Consider the following 17369-nt stretch of genomic DNA (forward strand, 5'->3'; position numbering starts at 1 on the left):
CTGAGATCGATCAGGCCGAAAGACCCTGGATGAACCATTCGGGCAAGCCGCCACGGCCATCCCCTGCGATGCCGTGGCGGTAGATCCAGAAGCGCCGGCCCTCTTCATCCTCGATGCGGTAGTAGTCGCGCAGGCGCACGCTGGAGCGTTCGCGCCACCATTCGGGTGCGATGCGTTCAGGCCCTTCGGCACGCGCAATCACGTGCCGCCGTCCCCGCCAGCCGAACACGCGCGGCAAGCCATCGGGCGCGGCATAGATCACCGCAATCGATTCAGGACGATCCAGTATTTTCAAGGGCCTGTGATGAAATTCGAATTCTTCCTGTGAAGTCTTGACGGGCGCCAAGGGCGGCTGCCAGCGTTGTGCGCGTTCGGGCAGATGGCTTGCCTGGGGCACCGGGCGCCGCACCGCCTGCGATCCCAGGCGCACCGTCAACCGATCGATGCATGTGGCAAGGCTCGTGCCGTGCCGCTCTGCCGCCGCTTCGAGATCGCTTTGCGCCAGCGCCAGTGGCTCGGTCCACGAAGCGCGCAGCCGCACCATCTCGATGCCGAAGCCTGCATCCACATCGTCGAGCCGCGCGGCGAACAGGCGGACGAGATGGGCCGGATCGCGCGATGCGGCAGACATCTCGAGCTGACGGAAAATGACATCGCCATCGACCTTCCACAGCCCGAGTTCGAGCCGGCGCGCGCCCTGCCCCTGCCCTTCCAGCACGCGCGCCATGTCATCGGCGAGATCGGCGGCGACCCGATCGAGCAGGGCGCGATGGCGGATCGGCTCCATCAGCCGACGCTGAACCATCGGCGCTTCCACGCCGATCACCGGCAGGGCCGGTTCAGGCAGGCGGCCGAGCAACTGGTCGAGCCGGACGAGCGGATTGGCGGCGGGCGCGCGGCGATTGCGGAAGCGGCGAGCAAGGTTCTCGCGCTCGACCATGGCAAGATCCTCGATCCGCTTGAGTCCCAGCCGGCGCAGCAGCAGCTGGACATCATCATCCAGGCGCAGCGCCGCGACCGGCAGCGGGCCGAGGCGGCGGGCAATATCCTCTTCGCCCGAGAGGATCGCACCTTGCGGGCCGAAATGGGCCAGCGCCCAGGCGGCACCCGCCGTGGGAGCGAGTGCAATGCGCGCGGCAAGGCCCCGCCCCTGCATAAGGCGCACGGCATCGGCGACCAGCGCCTGCTCGCCGCCGAACAGGTGTGCCGCGCCGGTGATGTCGACGATCAGGCCATCGGGCGGATCGAGCGCGCTCCACGGCCCCCAGCGCTGCGCCCACAGCGCCAGGCGTTCGAGAAAGGCGAGATCGCCGCCTGGATCCGCGGGATGCACCACGAGTCCCGGGCACAGCGCCCGGGCATCGGCCAGCATCATGCCGGCAGCGGCGCCCTGGTCATGAGCGGCAGCGTTGACCGCAGCGATGCGGGGGCCATGCGCGCTTTCGCCAACGAGCACGACCGGGGCGGCATCGGCGCCCTCCCCCCGTCTGCAGCCTTCAGCCTGCCGCCAGCGATCGATCGCCAGATGCGCGCACCAGATCGCCAGCACCCGACGTGGCGGGAATGGTGGCGGGGCTGAAAGCGAGTTCGGAGCCTTCATCGCGCAAGGTCCATTGTCCGGGTTGGAAAGTGTGGGCGCGGAACAGTTCGGCGCGCCAGCTTGCGGCGCCGGGTGCGTGGCCGTTCCAGCGCGGCGCAAGGGAAGGCGCGGCCACGACCTTCCAGCGCATCCGCGCCGAGCCGAGGTCGCACGCCGCATCGAGCCGCACCAGCCACAAGGGGACGCCATGCCTTTCCGCCGCCAGACTGAGCCGGCGCGAAGCGGTGAAATCAAGCGCCCTGGGGTTGCCCGCAATCTCGCCAATGACGAAGGCAAGATCGCGACAACGCAATCCTTCCTCGAGCGCGAACAGCGCATCTTCGGCCTTGTCGGCGGCCACGTGGATCAGGCGATGGCGCAAGTCGGGCGGAAGACCGGGGCGATAGGGCCGGCCCGAGAGACGGCGCGCGGCCTTGTCCTGCACCCACAGCCAGGCGCGTTCGTCGGGCGTGTCAGCCACAGGATCACCGGGGGCACAGCGCCAGCCTTCGTTGCGCAGCGCCTCACGCGCGAGCGAGAGGGCAAAGCCTGCGCCGCTCCCTTCCCCGCCAGAAGCGAAGATTTCAGCATGGTGGCAACCGGTGGCGATACCGGGTCGCCAGCGCGCGGTGCGTTCAGAGGCAGAAAGCCCGCGGACAAGCGCTGGCGGCAGGCCGGGCGGGATGGAGGGATTGAGGGACTGCATGCGATTCGACTCCGATGTTCTTATTATGTTCCAACATCGGAACGATGCAATCCGGATGTCCACAGGACTTCCCCTTGAGGAGAAAGCGGAACCAAGTGCGTCTGGCTCCCGTTGCAGGCCTAAGCAAAACAACAGGATGGACTGCCATGAAATACGACCAGGGCGACCCGCAGGAGCTCAAGGAAAAGTTCTGGAAGGCGCTGGCCGCCTCCCCTTACGTGATGCTCCAGCTCGATCAGGATCCCGATTCGGCCGCGCCGATGACCGCACAGCTCGACAAGGATGCCAACAGCGCGATCTGGTTCTTCACTTCGCGCGATAACCGCTTTGCGGCGATGGGCGCGGCCACCGCCACGTTCGCTTCCAAGGGCCATGACGTATTCGCGCGCTTTGCCGGCAATCTGGTCGAGGAAACCAGCCGCGAGCGTCTGGACGAACAGTGGTCGAACTTCGTCGAGGCCTGGTTCCCGGGCGGGAAAGACGATCCCAACCTGCTGATGCTGCGAATGGATCTGGGCGATGCCTCGATCTGGGGCGGTGACCTTGGCGTTCTCGCCACCGTCAAGATGGCGCTCGGCATGAACGTGACCGACGACATCAAGGGCGGCTTTGCCGAGACGACGCTCTAAGCAAACGTCCCCCAAAAGAAGAAGGGCGCCTCCCACGCGGGAGACGCCCTTTTTTCTGGCCTGGACCGATCGATCAGCTGATCGGCGGTACCGACTGGGGCGGCACATCGTCATCCTCTTCATGGACTTCGACGAGCCCGCGCCCGACGTGGCTGCGACTACGGCTGTAAGCGTAGTAGACCACCAACCCGATCGCCGCCCAGATCACGAAGAGCATCTGGCTCTTCGGATCGAGCTTGTAGAACAGATAGAGGCACCCGAAGAACGCCAGCGGCGCAGTGAGGTAGATCGCAGGCGTACGGAACGGGCGATGACGGCCGGGTTCCCGCCGACGGATTACCAGAACCGCGATCGAGACCGCCGCAAACGCGAACAACGTCCCCGAGTTCGAGATGTTGGCAAGCAGACCCACCGGGAAGAATGCCGCAAACAGCGCAACGAAGATCCCGGTGAGGATCGTGATCACATGCGGCGTCTTGTAACGCGGGTGAATCTTCGAGAACGATGCAGGCAGCAATCCGTCACGGCTCATCACGAAGAAGATGCGGGTCTGGCCAAACATCATCATGAGAATGACCGAGGGCAAGGCCAGTCCTGCGGCAAGTCCGATCAGGTTGCCGATCTGCGGCCACCCGATCTCACGCAGGGTCCAAGCCAAAGCTTCCTTCGAGCAGACGACGGCCTGATCACCGATCGATGCACATTGTGCAGCGAGTTCTCGGCTGCCGGGCTCCATACCGATGCCTTGGCCATCAAGGATCGGTTGCGCGCCGACCGAACCGATTACGCCAGCGGCCACCAGAAGGTAGAAAACGGTGCAGATGGCAAGGCTGCCGATCAGACCGATAGGCATGTTGCGTTGCGGGTTCTTGGTTTCCTCGGCCGCGGTCGAGACCGCGTCGAAACCGACATAAGCGAAGAAAATCGAGGCTGCGGCCGCACCGATGCCGCTGAAGCCAAGCGGCGAGAACGGCTCGAAATTCTGCATCTTCATTACCGGCAGTGCGAGAATGATGAACAGCGTGAGCGCCGAGACCTTGATCGCGACCAGCACCGCGTTGACCGAAGCGCTTTCCTTTGTGCCGATGACCAGCAGCCAAGTCACAAGGGCTGCGATCAGCATGGCCGGAAGGTTGATGAGGCCCCCGTCATAAGGCCCTCGCACCAAGAGGTCGGGGATATCGATGTGAAAGGCGTTCTCGATCAGGCCGACCACGTAGCCGGACCAGCCGACGCTGACCGCCCCCGCCGCGACGGCATATTCGAGGATCAGCGCCCAACCCACCATCCAGGCGATCAATTCGCCCATGACAGCGTAGCTGTAAGTATAGGCCGAGCCCGAAACCGGGACCATCGAAGCCATTTCGGCGTAGCAAAGCGCAGCGACTGCGCAGACGAAACCGGCGATGACGAAGCTGATCATCATGCCGGGACCTGCCTTCTGCGCCGCCTCAGCGGTGAGAACGAAGATACCGGTGCCGATCACCGCGCCGACGCCGAGCATCGTCAACTGGAAAGGGCCGAGCGAGCGATGAAGCGACTTCTTCTCGGCGGTGGCTAGAATGGCGTCGAGTGGTTTGACGCGACCGAACATGCATTTCTCCCGAACGCGGGGCGGCGCAACGCACCACCCCCTTGCGGTCGTTGCACCGGTAACCAGGTTATGCAAACGGACGCTAGCGGGAAGCGCCTGTGCCGCAAAGCGCTTTTTCCCCAGCCTTGCGCGGCTGCTTGCGGCATTTGGTGCAGCGGGTAGAAGCGCAAGGCCCGACGGGAGAGAACCTTTCAATATGTCCACTACCTTCCAGCTCGATACGGCAACCAGCCGCGCCAACCCAACTCCGGCGCCGATGAAGCGCCTGACCGTGCCGGCGATCCGCCAGCGCAAGAAGGACGGGGTCACTGCCGAACCGGTGGTGATGCTGACGGCCTACACTGCGCGGCAGGCCCAGTTGCTCGACGCGCATTGCGACTTGCTGCTGGTCGGTGATTCCCTTGGCCAGGTCATCTATGGCCTGCCTTCCAGTGTACCTGTCACCCTGGACATGATGATCGCGCACGGCGCGGCCGTGGTGCGCGGATCGTATCACGCGGCGGTGGTGGTCGACATGCCGTTCGGGACTTACGAACAGAGCCCCGAGCAGGCTTTTGCCAGTGCCAGCCGGGTCCTCAAGGAAACCGGCTGCGCCGCAATCAAGCTGGAGGGCGGTGAAGCCATGGCGCCCACGGTTGCCTTCCTGACACAGCGCGGCATCCCGGTGATGGGCCATGTCGGCCTGACTCCACAGGCGGTGAACGTGCTTGGCGGCTACAACGCGCGCGGCCGCAGCGAGGCAGAGGCGGCCAAGATCGTGGGCGATGCCAAGGCGCTCGACAAGGCCGGCGCCTTTGCCGTGGTGATCGAAGGCGTGGTCGAACCGATCGCCATCGCCATCACCCAGGCAGTGGCATGCCCCACGATCGGCATCGGCGCTTCTGCCCAGTGCGACGGCCAGGTGCTGGTGACCGAGGACATGCTGGGCATGTTCGAGCGCGTTCCCCGCTTCGTCAAAATCTATGAAAACATTGCCGAAGTCATCTCTGGCGCAGCGGCCAAGTATGCCGAGGAAGTGCGCGCGCGCAGCTTCCCGGGCGAAGAGCAGACGTACCAGCCGCGCGCTCCCAAGGCCTGAAGCTCCAGACGCGCGGGCTGCACGTCCGGAACCTTATGCCCCGGAAGGCTTTGCGAACGCGGGCCTGCCGGGGTAGAGGCGCGCCCCGGACCGTCTCATACGAAAGCGCGCAAGCCTTGCTCAGCCAGTTCAAGGGATCCTTCCTCTTCACGTTCGCCTGCCTCCTGCTCGCTGTGGGCTACGGCTGGTGGCAAACCCATTCGGCACAGGCGACGTTGTCGCTGGTGTGGATCGTGCTCGTGCTTTCGGTCCTCGAAATATCGCTGTCGTTCGACAACGCGGTGGTGAACGCCAGCGTGCTGCAGGAAATGGACGAAGTGTGGCGCAAGCGCTTCCTCACCTGGGGCATGGTGATCGCGGTGTTCGGCATGCGAATCGTGTTCCCGCTCGCCATCGTGGCCATCGCTGCCGGAATCGGCCCCATCGAAGCGCTGGAATTGTCGCTGCGCGAACCCCGGCGTTACGAGGAGATCGTCAGCGGCGCGCATATCGGCATTGCAGGATTTGGTGGCGCGTTCCTCGCCATGGTCGGCCTGTCCTTCTTCTTCGACGATGAAAAGGATGTGCACTGGATCGACTGGATCGAAGAGAAGCTGGCCCTGTTTTCCAACGTGAAGGCCGCCGAAATCGCGCTGTTGCTGCTTGCACTGTGGGGGGTATCGCTGCTGCTGCCAATGGACGAGGCGCTGACCTTCATGGTGGCAGGCGCGCTCGGCATCGTCGCCTTCATTGCGGTCGAGGCGATCGGTACGGTGCTGGAAATGCGGGAAGAAGCCCAGAAAGCCGCCGGCGCGGTGGTCCGTTCAGGCCTTGGCGGCTTCCTCTACCTGAATGTGCTCGACGCATCGTTCAGCTTTGACGGAGTCATCGGCGCCTTCGCGCTTTCCAACAACATGATCGTGATCGCGCTCGGCCTGTCGATCGGCGCGATGTTCGTGCGTTCGATGACCATCCTGCTGGTCGAGCGCGGTACGCTTGCCGAATATCGTTATCTCGAACACGGTGCGTTCTGGGCGATCATCGCGCTTGGCGGGATCATGCTCGCCTCGGCCCGCTACGAAATTCCCGAGACGATCACCGGCCTGATCGGCGCGGTTCTGATTGCCGCTTCGCTGTACTGGTCGATCCGCCGCAAGCGGAAGTTCCCGGACGGCGAGATCGAAGCCGCCGTCCGGGCCGACTAGTTTATCAATCGAGCGGAACGCTCGCGAGCTTGGGCTCAGGCGCGGGCGTTCCGAGGAAGCGTGGCGCCGGGCGCGGCTGGACCATGCCGTCCACAGTGGTAAACGTGCCACGCGCGGTGTTGTGCGGGTGCGACGGTGCTTCTGCAAGGCTCAGCACGGGTGCGAAGCAGATGTCGGTGCCGTCCATGATCGCGCACCATTCGTCACGGGTCTTGGTCTTGATCAGCGCGCCGATCCGCTCCTTGAGCTCCGGCCACTGGCTCGCATCCATCTGGCGCTTGAACTGCGGATCTTCGGCAAGGCCCGTCTTTTCCATCAGAAGCGCGTAGAACTGCGGCTCGATCGAGCCCAGCGAGATCCACTTGCCGTCCGACGTCTCATACGTGTCATAGAAGTGCGCGCCGCCATCGAGCAGGTTGGTGCCGCGTTCGTCCTTCCAAGTGCCGTTGCCGTAGAACGTCCAGGTCATGCCCGAAAGGATCGCGGCGCCATCGACCATCGCGGCGTCGATCACCTGGCCCTTGCCCGTGCGCTGGGCCGAGAACACGCCTGCCATGATGCCGAATGCGAGCACCATGCCGCCGCCGCCGAAATCGCCCACGGCGTTAACCGGGAACTGCGGCTTGCCGCCAGCCTGGCCATAGGTGTGGAGCGCGCCGGACAGCGCGATATAGTTGATGTCGTGGCCGGCAAGCGGCGCCATCGGGCCATCCTGGCCCCAGCCGGTCATCCGCCCGTACACGAGCTTGGGATTGTCGGCGAGGAGGACGTCGGGGCCAAGGCCAAGCCGTTCCATCACTCCGGGACGATAGCCTTCGACGATCGCATCGGCCTGCTTGACCAGCTCCCGGATCCGGGTGATCGCGGCAGAATCCTTGAGATCGAGTTCGATACGAACCCGGTTGCGATTGAGAATGTCACGCTGGCCGGCATCACCATGTCGACCGGTAACGCCCGGACGCTCGATCCGAATCACCTTGGCGCCATGGTCGGCCAGCATCATGCAAGCGAAGGGCCCCGGCCCGATGCCCGCGAATTCCAGAACGGTAAGACCCTCAAGCGCGCCGGCCATTGCCCTCTCCATCGCAATTTAATTGATCGATTGAAAAGGCGATAGCCGCACGCCGGCGCGGCTGTCGAGTGCAAAATCAGCGCAGGGAGCGCCCCTGCCCGCGCGCACCAAGCGCGTTTTCGAGCTGGTCGCGCGCCGGCGACGGAGCGCGCGAAGCCCACGAGGCCGCGAGCAGCTTCATTGCGACAATGCTGGAGGGGTTCTGCGCGAGGAACCGCGAAGTCATGCCGTCGGCCTTGTCACGCTGACCAAGGGCGCGCAGCGCCGCATCCATGCGGCGCAGGACTGGCTCGTTGAAGCGGATGGCCGCAGCGCTCCCGAAATCCTCGAGCGCATCGGCCGTCCTGCCGCGCGCCATCTCCACATCGCCCGAGAGCAGCCAGGCTTCAGCAGCACCGGGGTTGGCATCGCTGAGCCTGTCGGCCACCTCCTGCGCCTCGTCCTTGCGTCCCGCCACCAGCAAGGCGCGGACATAAGGAACCGCATTGAAAGCAAAGCGCGGCCCATCGGCATAGCGCGCGGCAAGGACAGGCAAGGGCAGATCGGCGGCCAGCGGCTGCGCCGGCCTGGTCCCGCGCAACCCGGCCCGGGCGAGCAGCTCTTGCCCGCGCGCCCGATTGCCAAGCCGCAGCCACGCGTGGCCGACGATGTCCAGCAAGTACGGAGAGGCATAGGGCTGGCGCGCATCGACATCGAAGCGGCTAACCACCTGCCGCGCATCGCCCATCCGGCTCAGCGCCCGTGCCAGCAATTCGCGCGCCTGCAGATTGTCGGGTTGCGCACGGAGCAACCGATCGAACTGCTCCACGGCGAGGTTGATGTTACCGGCGCGGTATTCGAGCACACCGTTGAGAAGGATCGCTGCGGGCACGTCACGCATGGCATTGCCGGTGCGCAGCAGCAGCGTGCGCGCCAGTTCCGTTTCGCCCGCACGGGCTGCGAGCACGGCCTGCAGGAAAAGCGGGCGGGGATTTCGGGGATCGATCTGCGCAATCTTGCGACAGACGATCAACATCGCGCGATATTCGCCGATATCGCCGAGCGTCGCTGCATACTCCGCCAGCAGGCCGGGATCCTCGGGCTGAAGCTGCAACGCAGCCTCGAACCAGGGCAACGAAGCCTGCAGCCCGTACTGTTCACGGATCAACATGCCCCGCAACGCAAGTGCGCGCGGATTGTGCGGGTCAAGCTGAACGGCAAAGTCGGCCGCCGCAACGGCCTGCGCCTGCTCGCCACCCGAAAAGCGCAGGGACGCGATCGCAGTCCACAGATCGGCGTCGCGCGGCGTGAACGACAGCGCCTTGTCGAACGCCTGCGCCGCGCCAGGCAGATTGCCCGACGACATTTCGAGTTGCCCCCGCACGCGCCAGCCAAGCCCGCTCGTTTCGGGCGTGAAACTGCCTTGCGCCAGGACACGGCGGACTTCACCCCGGTCGCCCTGCCGCAGCAGCGCTTCGGCCAATTGCGCCCGCAGCGCATCAGCCGGAACCCCTGCCGCTATGGCTTTGCGCAGGATCACTTCGGCTGCGATCGGGTCACGCCGCTCCAGCGCCTTGCCGGCCGCAGCCCGCGCTTCATCCAGCGGGGTAGCCCCGCCGCTGACCGGCGCGCCAGCCGCGGCCGCCAGCAGCAGCGGAACAAGGAGGCGAACCACACGCCGCACGTCAGGCCTGGAGATCGTACTGCTTGAGCAGGTCGTACAGGGTCGGACGGCTGATCCCGAGCAGACGCGCGGTGCTCGAGATATTGCCTTCGCTGCGTGCGAGGGCATGGCGGATCACCTTGCGGTCGGTCGCTTCGCGCGCGGACTTCAGATTGAGCGGGGTTTCGCCGTCGTTGTCCCCACCTTCCAAATCGAGATCCAGAGCGGTTACGAGCTTGGCATCGGCCATGATCACCGCACGTTTCACCCGGTTTTCCAATTCGCGCACGTTGCCCGGCCAGCCCCACGAATCGATCGCCGCGAGCGCATCGGGTGCGAACCCCTTGACCTGCGGATTCATTTCCTTGGCAAAGCGCGTGAGGAAGACCTTGGCGAGAAGCGCGGCATCACCCGGACGGTCCGAAAGGCTGGGAATGCGGACGACGATTTCGGCAAGGCGGTAGTAGAGGTCTTCGCGGAAACGGCCATCGGCGATCATGGCCTCGAGGTTCTGGTGCGTTGCGCAAACGATGCGGGTGTCGACCTCTATCGACTTGCGCCCGCCGATGCGTTCGATCGTGCGCTCCTGCAGAAAGCGCAGCAGCTTGACCTGGAGCTGGAGCGGAATGTCGCCCACTTCATCCAGGAACAGCGTGCCACCGTTGGCCAGCTCGATCTTGCCTTCGGTCGTCTTGACCGCGCCGGTGAAGGCGCCCTTTTCGTGTCCGAACAGCTCGCTTTCGAGCAGGTTTTCCGGGATCGCCGCGCAGTTGATCGCGATGAACGCGCCCTTCGAGCGGATCGAGGCATCGTGCAGACCACGCGCCAGCAGTTCCTTGCCCGTGCCGCTGGCGCCCAGCAGCATCACCGATACATTGGTATTGGCCACTCGTTCGATGGTGCGGGCGACCTTGACCATCTCCGGCGCGCCGGTGACCAGACGGCCCAGCACGCGGTTATCGGCTGGCGCCTTTTCCGCGAGCATGCGGTTTTCGCGCTCGATACGGTGCAGATGCAGTGCCCGGCGCACGATCAGGCCGAGTGCATCGATATCCACCGGCTTCTGGTAGAAGTCGTAGGCACCATGTGAAATGGCCCGAAGCGCGCTTTCGCGCGCACCGTGGCCGGATGCGACCACGACCTTTGTATCGGGCTTCAGCGCCATGATCTCGTCAAGAACGGCAAACCCTTCGCTCGTCCCGTCCGGATCGGGCGGCAGGCCGAGATCGAGCGTGACGACCGGTGGCTCCTCGGACCGCAGCAGCGCAAGCGCACTGGCACGATCACCGGCAATGAACACCTCGAAGTCTTCGTAAGCCCACTTGAGCTGGGCCTGCAGGCCCGGATCGTCCTCGACGATCAGCAGTTTCGGACGGTCGTCCGCCATCATGCCACCTTCTTTGCACTATCGTTGCCGCCGCTGCCCGAAGGCGACGACAGGGAATCAATGAGGCTTGCCGTCGCAGCCAGCGGCAGGCGCACGGTAAAGCGGCTGCCCAGCCCTTCGCGGCTTTCGACATCGAGCCGTCCGCGCATGGCGGTGACCAGCTCGCGCGCTTCGAAGGCGCCGATGCCGAAGCCGCCGTTCTTGGTCGATACGAACGGCTTGAACAGGCGGTTGCGAACGAAGTCGGCGCTCATGCCGCAGCCTGTATCGATCACCTCGACATAGCCCCACAGCCCTTCGCTGCGGGTCTGGAGGAAAACGGCCATGCCCGGCGGACTCGCGTCGATCGCATTCTGGACGAGATGAAGAAGCACTTGCTCCAGCGTCTCGCGGTTGGCCAGCAGCCTGCAGGGTTGGGCGTCTGTCACGAAGACCCGAGGACCATCGCCGGTTGCGGCGTTCTGCACCGGGTCATAGCGCAAGGCGATGGCACGGATGACGTCGGCGGCCTCGACCTCCTCCAGCCGTTCGACATTGCCCGCGCCATACCGCGACAGGCGCGCCAGCAAAGCGTTGAGCTTGTCCGCCGCGTTGCGCAGCGTAACCAGCATGTCCTTGCGGAATTCCGGGTTGTCGGCATGGCGTTCGGCGTTGCGCGAAAGCAGCGCCAACTGGCTCGCAAGGTTCTTGATGTCGTGCATCACGAAGGCGATGCGGCGGTTGAATTCGTCGAAGCGACTGGCCTCCAGCAGGGCAACCTGCCCGCCATGTTCGGCAAGATAGCTTGCCAGCTGTTGCCCCACGACGCGCAGAAGATCGAAGTCCTCCCAGTCCAGCTTGCGCGGCAACGGCGGATGGCCAAGCACGACAAGACCGACCAGACGGTCGAAGTGAAGCAGCGGAACAAGCGCCCAGACGCTGTCGTCCTCGATCAGCCAGCGGGGCATGAGCGTCGCCTCGCCACCGTGATCGACACCGTCGCGAATTTCGTCGCAATCCACGATAAAGCCGCGGCGTTCGAAGAAAGCCGCACTGGCGGCGGCCATCGCTTCGGCAGGAACCTCAAGCGTCGGCCATTGCCAGCGCGCGGCGAGCATGAGGTCGCCATGCTCGCCCGGAACCAGAAGAAGGCCGCGACTGCTGTCGGTGATGTCTGCCACGGCCTGGACCACGCGATCATGCAGCGGCGTGGCACCCGCCCCCCCTCGCCCGATCGTGCGGGTAAAGCGCAGCCATTCGGCGCGGTAGTCATAGCGGTGCTGGAAGAAGTGCTTGGCAAGCCAGACGTTGAGATAGCCACGCAAGCGGCGCGAAGGCACCAGGGCGACGACGACAATCGTGGTCGCAAAGGCAAAGCCCAGCTGCGCCAGCTGCCCGACGTTGCCGCCAAGCCAGGCGAGCGATTGCGCTGCCGCAACCATCGCGATCATGTAGCCACCGATCACCAGCAGCGACAGCGACTGGAATGCGATCGTGCGCGACGGGGAAAAGCGCAGGGTCGATTGCCCGCGCAAGGCGCCGATGCATAGCAGCAGCACGGCAATCAAAGTTGCGAGGCCCCGGATCGCGGCCATCTCTATTGGCACCTGGCTGCCGAGGTAGGCGATCGTGTAATAGTTGAGGTCGTATCCCCAAATGATCGCCAGCGCGCCGCAGGTCCAGCGGACCGCGCCCCGCTGGGCGCTTACCGAACCGACGTAGAGGTTGTGAACCAGCACAAGGGCGCCGGTGACCAGAAGCAGCCGGAACATGACCGACATCTGGAAAATCATGCCCTGGGCGCTGGCGTTGCCGGCATAGCGCACGTTGAGCAACAACAGCCCCGGCTGGAACAGCTCCAGCATCGCCAGCACGATCAGCACTGGACGCACCGGCCCCACACTGGTGTGGCGCCCGTCCCTTGCGAACGAGGCATAGACGACAGCCAGCCAGCCAAGGTTGCGCAGAACCTCTGCCGCCTGGGTCACGAAATACGTCTGGCCAACGCCCGCAGCCAGCATGGCCCACAGTGCGGTCAGCCCAAGCGCGGCAATCTCGGTCCGGGCGGACGGCTTTCCGCGCCGGCGCCGATCGACCAGCCAGACCGCAAGCAGCATGGCGCCGAACGCGGCCAGCAGGAAGGACCACTGCGCAAGCCCGGCCCAGCCAAGGGGGTTTGCCATCGCGCCGCGCCCCTCAGCGCGCACCTTCGCGCCAAATCACCACGCGCAACGTCTGCAGCAGGATGATCAGGTCGAGGAAGGGCGAATAGTTCTTGGCGTAATACAGGTCGTATTCGAGCTTGTGCCGCGAATCCTCGATCGAGGCGCCGTAGGGGTAGTTGATCTGCGCCCAGCCCGTGATGCCGGGCTTGACCATGTGTCGTTCGGCATAGAACGGCAACTTCTCTTCCAGATCGGTGACGAATTCGGGGCGTTCCGGCCGCGGGCCGACAAAGCTCATCTGCCCCTTGAGCACTGTCCAGACCTGCGGCAGCTCGTCGATCCGCACCTTGCGGATGATGCGGCCGACCCGCGTCACTCGCGGATCGTTCTCCTGCGCAAACTGCGCGCCACCCGCCTCGGCATCGACCCGCATCGATCGCAGCTTGATAAGATTGAACGTCTGGCCGTAGAGCCCGACGCGCGTCTGGCGGAAGAAGGCCGGCCCGCGGCTGTCAAGCTTGACGATGATCGCGAAGACCAGAACCAGCGGCAGGGTGATGATCAGCAGCGCCAGGCTGACGATGACGTCGAACAGGCGCTTGAACACGCTCGACAACATACGGCCCGACGAAAAGCCGTCGGAAAAGATCAGCCAGCTTGGATTGACCGTATCGAGGTCGATCCGACCCGTCTCGCGTTCCAGGAACGTGGAGAAGTCACTGACGTGAACGCCCGTGGTCTTGATCCGCAACAGATCCTGCAGGGGCAGCGAATTGCGCCGCTCCTCCAGCGCAAGCACCACTTCGCCCACGCCGAGATTGTCGACAAACCGCGTCAGGTTGTGGATTGCATGTCGCCCGATGGCTTCCTCGATCACCGGCTTCTGATCGCTCATCGCCACGAAGCAGACGATAAGGAACCCTGCTTCGGGCCGCTCGGCCAACTGGCGAAGCCGTTCTGCCCGATCGCCTGCCCCCAGCACCAGCACGCGGCGTCGGAAGGGGGCCGTACCGAGCACGTTGCCGAGCACCAGTCGCACGAATACCAGCAGAACGATCGTGATGCCCATCGCGTAGAACAGGTTCGAACGCCACAGCGTCCGGCCCGGCAGAATGAAATAGACCACCGACAGCGCGATGATGCCCAGGCTGATCGCAACAAGCAGGCGAGCCGTGGCATAGCGCATCGACCGCAGCGCATCCGAACCGTAAACGCCAACTGCAATCATGGCCAACTGGGTCAGCAGGGCATAGCTGAGCAGCGGCACCCACCGCTGCGTGACGAGACCGGGATCCATGCCGATCTGTCGGGCACGAAGCAGCCAGCCTAGTTCGCCCGACACAAGCAGAAGGACGAAGTCCACGAGCGCCAGCACGAGCACCGCGTTGGGAATGTAGTGCTTGAAGAGCCGGAACATCTGCCTGTTGTCACCCCGATCACGGCCGGTCAGGGCCCGCCGCTTTCGTCGGTCCTAGCCCTCGGACGTAAAGCGTCGGTAAATTTGACAGTGAAATCCGGCCGCGCAAGAAATAAAATTCATGAAAAAGGGCGCGCCGGCAAACTCCGACGCGCCCACATGTCGCCCAAACTTACAGGTTGGTGACTTACTTGTCGGTCGCCTTGTCGGCAGCGGTGGCGGCGGCGCTCCCTACCTTCTTGGCCGCCGCACCCACGTCGGAGGCAGCCCCGGCGATCGCGTTATCGCGCGAGGCGCGGCTGTTCGACATGTTGGCGAAGAAGTAGAGGCCCGCTGCCAGCGCAAGCACCAGCACGATTGCGATGAACCAGCCCGCACCTCCGCCAGACCGCGAGCGATCGTCATAAACGGTGGTGTGAGTGTGCGTCGCGCCGGCGGGACGTTCGACTTCAACTACGCGTTCTTCGACCATGACTGGTGCCTTTCAGAAGATTTTCATGTTGCGGCACAAATGCCCGGAAATGCTGCAGGTTCCGCGATTGCCGAATGATTTGGCGTCCTGCACTCTGGCCAGACCATTCACCTGCTGCCATGTTCCGCCGCATGCGCCAGAAGGAACTCCGCATCGCGCTCGTCTGCTACGGCGGTATCAGCCTTGCGGTGTACATGCATGGGGTGACGAAGGAGATCTGGCACGCCACCCGGGCGAGCCGGGCCTTCCATCGCAGCGACGCCCGCTCTTCCGGAATCGAGGGCGTCTATCGCGCGATGTTCGAGACCGCACAGCTGACGCGAGGCGTGCGGCTGCGGCTCCTGCCCGACATCATCTCGGGCGCAAGCGCTGGCGGCATCAACGGCGTTTTCCTCGGCCAAGCGCTTGCCAGCGGTCAAAGCCTCGAACCGTTGACGCGACTCTGGCTCGATCGTGCAGATGTGGACGTGCTGCTGGATCCAGACGCGAAGCCCTGGGGCCGGTTTGCCAAATTCTGGGCCCAGCCGATCGTCTGGTTCGTGCTCAAATGGCCCGGAAACGTGGTTTCCCGAACGGTCGCGTCCCACACGCGCGCCGAAGTGCGACGCAAGGTTTCGCGGCTTATCCGCGCGCGCTGGTTTGCTCCGCCGTTCAGCGGCATCGGCTTCTCGCGCCTGATAACCGAAGCGCTCGATGCCATGGCGCGCAGCGTTGGCGACGAAGACGCCGACGGCCAGCCGCTTCTGCCGCCGGGCCACCCGCTCGACCTGCAGGTGACCGCGACCGACTTCAACGGCCACCCGGAGGAGTTGCGGCTGAACAGCCCGCCGCTGGTGGTCGAGAGCGAGCATCGGCTGACCATCGGATTTCGCAAGGCGGCCGGCGATGGGCAGGATGCTGGCCTCGCCCCTGTTCCCGAACTGGTCTTTGCGGCCCGCGCGACCGCCAGCTTTCCCGGCGCCTTTCCGCCGCTGACTGTCAACGAGGCCGACCAGCTCGTGCAAGAGCGATCGCTCGACTGGCCGACACGCGCTTCGTTCCTGCAAAGGATCATGCCGGTCCGCTGGAAGCGCGGCGAAATCGAAGGTGCTGCACTTGTTGACGGTGCCGTTCTCGTCAACCGACCGTTCGCCCAAGCGATCGGCGTCCTGCGCGATCGGCCAGCGCAGCGCGAGGTAGACCGCCGCTTCGTCTACATCGACCCCAGTCCGGACCACATGCGCATCGCCCCGCGGGGAGGGGCCACGGTCGGTTTCTTTTCGGCGATTTTCGGATCGCTGTCCTCCATCCCGCGTGAACAGCCGATCCGCGACAATCTGGAGGCGCTGGAACAGCAATCGCGCGAACGCGCCCGCATGCGGGCCATCGTCGATGCACTGCAGCCGGAGATCGAGGAAACGGTCGAGAGGCTGTTCGGATTCACGCTCTTCTTCGACTCCCCCACGCTCAAGCGCCTTACAGGTTGGCGCAACAAGGCGCAGCAAGCCGCTGCAGAACAGGCCGGCTTTGCTTTTCACGGTTATGCCCAGGTCAAGCTGGCCGGGATCGTTGCCGACTTGGCCGAAGTGATCTGCGAGGCCGCGCCGGAAGCGGCAACCCGTGGCGCGGTCGAAACCGCGCTGTGGGGTCACCTCTCGGCGCAAGGCCTGGACCGCCTGGCAGAACTTCGCGGCGGCGCGCGGCCTGAGGCCATCGCGTTGTTCCGGAACCACGATCTGGCCTTTCGCATCCGCCGCCTGAAGCTGCTGGCCCGCCGCCTGACGCACGATTGGGACGAAGCGGAAGGCACCGCTCCCGAAGCCCGCGAAGCAGCGCGCGACATGGTCTATCGCGCGCAAGCTTTGTATCAAGGGCGTGAAACGGCAACGGGTCTTGGGCCCGGTTTCGCCGAAACGGCCGCCGTCGCCACCCGAGATCCTGCAGCGGCACTGGCCGCAATCGCCGCACGCCGCGATCTCATGAGCATCGACCTGCAAGTTGACGCGATGATCGTCGCCGCGCTTGAAGCGATGGAAAAGCCGCTGCGCCGACGCTTTCTCTATGCCTACCTCGGCTTCCCGTTCTACGACGTTGCGACACTTCCCCTGCTGCAGGGCGAAGGCATGGGCGAATTCGATCCGGTCAAGGTCGACCGAATCTCGCCCGATGACGCCACTTCGATCCGGCCCGGCGGCACGTTCGATTGCCTGCGCGGGGTGGAATTCTTCAATTTCGGCGCGTTCTTCAGCCGCGCCTATCGCGAGAACGACTACCTCTGGGGCCGGCTGCACGGGGCCGAGCGAACCATCGACCTGATCGCCTCGACGATCGAGCCGCCGCTCGATGGCGTGGTCGTGCGCCGTTTCAAGCGCGATGCGTTTCTCGCAATCCTCGACGAGGAAAAGGCCCGCCTCGTTGCCGAGCCGGGCCTTGTCGCCGGTATCGAACAGGAAGTGCGCGCGGCCTTCGCGGAAGCGTGAAGACGC

General features: G+C 64.7%; 13 protein-coding genes and 1 pseudogene. 4 read left to right on the plus strand and 10 right to left on the minus strand.

Annotated features, from left to right (window positions below; translation table 11 throughout):
- Window positions 1–10: 10 nt before the first annotated feature.
- Window positions 11–1600 (minus strand): DUF6504 family protein, encoded by a 1590-nt coding sequence (locus AACH40_RS09125; RefSeq protein WP_338645817.1) that lies wholly within the window; start codon window positions 1598–1600, stop codon window positions 11–13.
- Window positions 1497–2285 carry a hypothetical protein gene (locus AACH40_RS09130; RefSeq protein WP_338645819.1) on the minus strand — a complete coding sequence of 263 codons (789 nt, stop codon included), beginning with the start codon at window positions 2283–2285 and terminating at the stop codon, window positions 1497–1499. Before AACH40_RS09130 ends, AACH40_RS09125 begins: the two co-directional genes overlap by 104 nt.
- A 146-nt stretch (window positions 2286–2431) precedes the next feature.
- Between AACH40_RS09130 and AACH40_RS09135 the strand changes: the two genes are divergently transcribed.
- Window positions 2432–2914, plus strand: coding sequence for a pyridoxamine 5'-phosphate oxidase family protein (locus AACH40_RS09135; protein WP_338645821.1), 483 nt, complete (start codon window positions 2432–2434; stop codon window positions 2912–2914).
- A 73-nt stretch (window positions 2915–2987) separates the two neighbouring features.
- On the opposite strand, the gene AACH40_RS09140 is transcribed toward AACH40_RS09135, so the two are convergent.
- Window positions 2988–4508: an amino acid permease gene (locus AACH40_RS09140; protein WP_338646015.1), complete on the minus strand. Its 1521-nt coding sequence runs from the start codon at window positions 4506–4508 to the stop codon at window positions 2988–2990.
- A 196-nt stretch (window positions 4509–4704) separates the two neighbouring features.
- On the opposite strand from AACH40_RS09140, the gene panB reads away from it, so the two are divergent.
- Window positions 4705–5586 carry a 3-methyl-2-oxobutanoate hydroxymethyltransferase gene (gene panB, locus AACH40_RS09145; protein WP_169493471.1) on the plus strand — a complete coding sequence of 294 codons (882 nt, stop codon included), beginning with the start codon at window positions 4705–4707 and terminating at the stop codon, window positions 5584–5586.
- Between the two features lie 116 nt (window positions 5587–5702).
- On the plus strand, window positions 5703–6770 hold the full coding sequence (locus AACH40_RS09150) for a DUF475 domain-containing protein (RefSeq protein ID WP_169493472.1): 1068 nt from the start codon (window positions 5703–5705) through the stop codon (window positions 6768–6770).
- 4 nt (window positions 6771–6774) lie between these two features.
- Here AACH40_RS09150 and AACH40_RS09155 read toward each other — a convergent pair whose 3' ends face one another.
- From AACH40_RS09155 to AACH40_RS09180, 7 genes and pseudogenes are all read right to left on the minus strand, one after another.
- On the minus strand, window positions 6775–7842 hold the full coding sequence (locus tag AACH40_RS09155; RefSeq protein ID WP_338645824.1) for a CaiB/BaiF CoA-transferase family protein: 1068 nt from the start codon (window positions 7840–7842) through the stop codon (window positions 6775–6777).
- A 76-nt stretch (window positions 7843–7918) separates the two neighbouring features.
- Window positions 7919–8722 (minus strand): tetratricopeptide repeat protein, encoded by an 804-nt coding sequence (locus tag AACH40_RS18905; protein ID WP_422394904.1) that lies wholly within the window; start codon window positions 8720–8722, stop codon window positions 7919–7921.
- A 249-nt stretch (window positions 8723–8971) separates the two neighbouring features.
- Window positions 8972–9613: pseudogene (locus tag AACH40_RS18910) on the minus strand (tetratricopeptide repeat protein); the annotation flags it as partial.
- Window positions 9507–10871 carry a PEP-CTERM-box response regulator transcription factor gene (gene prsR / locus AACH40_RS09165; protein WP_169493645.1) on the minus strand — a complete coding sequence of 455 codons (1365 nt, stop codon included), beginning with the start codon at window positions 10869–10871 and terminating at the stop codon, window positions 9507–9509. The pseudogene AACH40_RS18910 and the gene prsR, both read right to left, overlap by 107 nt.
- Window positions 10871–13033, minus strand: coding sequence for an XrtA/PEP-CTERM system histidine kinase PrsK (gene prsK / locus AACH40_RS09170; protein WP_338645828.1), 2163 nt, complete (start codon window positions 13031–13033; stop codon window positions 10871–10873). The genes prsR and prsK overlap by 1 nt, the downstream gene beginning before the upstream one ends.
- Before the next feature lie 13 nt (window positions 13034–13046).
- Window positions 13047–14432: a TIGR03013 family XrtA/PEP-CTERM system glycosyltransferase gene (locus AACH40_RS09175; RefSeq protein ID WP_338645830.1), complete on the minus strand. Its 1386-nt coding sequence runs from the start codon at window positions 14430–14432 to the stop codon at window positions 13047–13049.
- A 187-nt stretch (window positions 14433–14619) separates the two neighbouring features.
- Window positions 14620–14904, minus strand: a complete 285-nt coding sequence (locus tag AACH40_RS09180; RefSeq protein WP_338645832.1) for a hypothetical protein — start codon at window positions 14902–14904, stop codon at window positions 14620–14622.
- A gap of 131 nt (window positions 14905–15035) precedes the next feature.
- Here AACH40_RS09180 and AACH40_RS09185 point away from each other — a divergent pair, with 131 nt between their 5' ends.
- On the plus strand, window positions 15036–17363 hold the full coding sequence (locus AACH40_RS09185; RefSeq protein ID WP_338646018.1) for a patatin-like protein: 2328 nt from the start codon (window positions 15036–15038) through the stop codon (window positions 17361–17363).
- Window positions 17364–17369: the final 6 nt, after the last annotated feature.

It is taken from the genome of Novosphingobium olei, from assembly GCF_037076535.1.
In the GTDB taxonomy this organism is placed as follows: domain Bacteria; phylum Pseudomonadota; class Alphaproteobacteria; order Sphingomonadales; family Sphingomonadaceae; genus Novosphingobium; species Novosphingobium olei.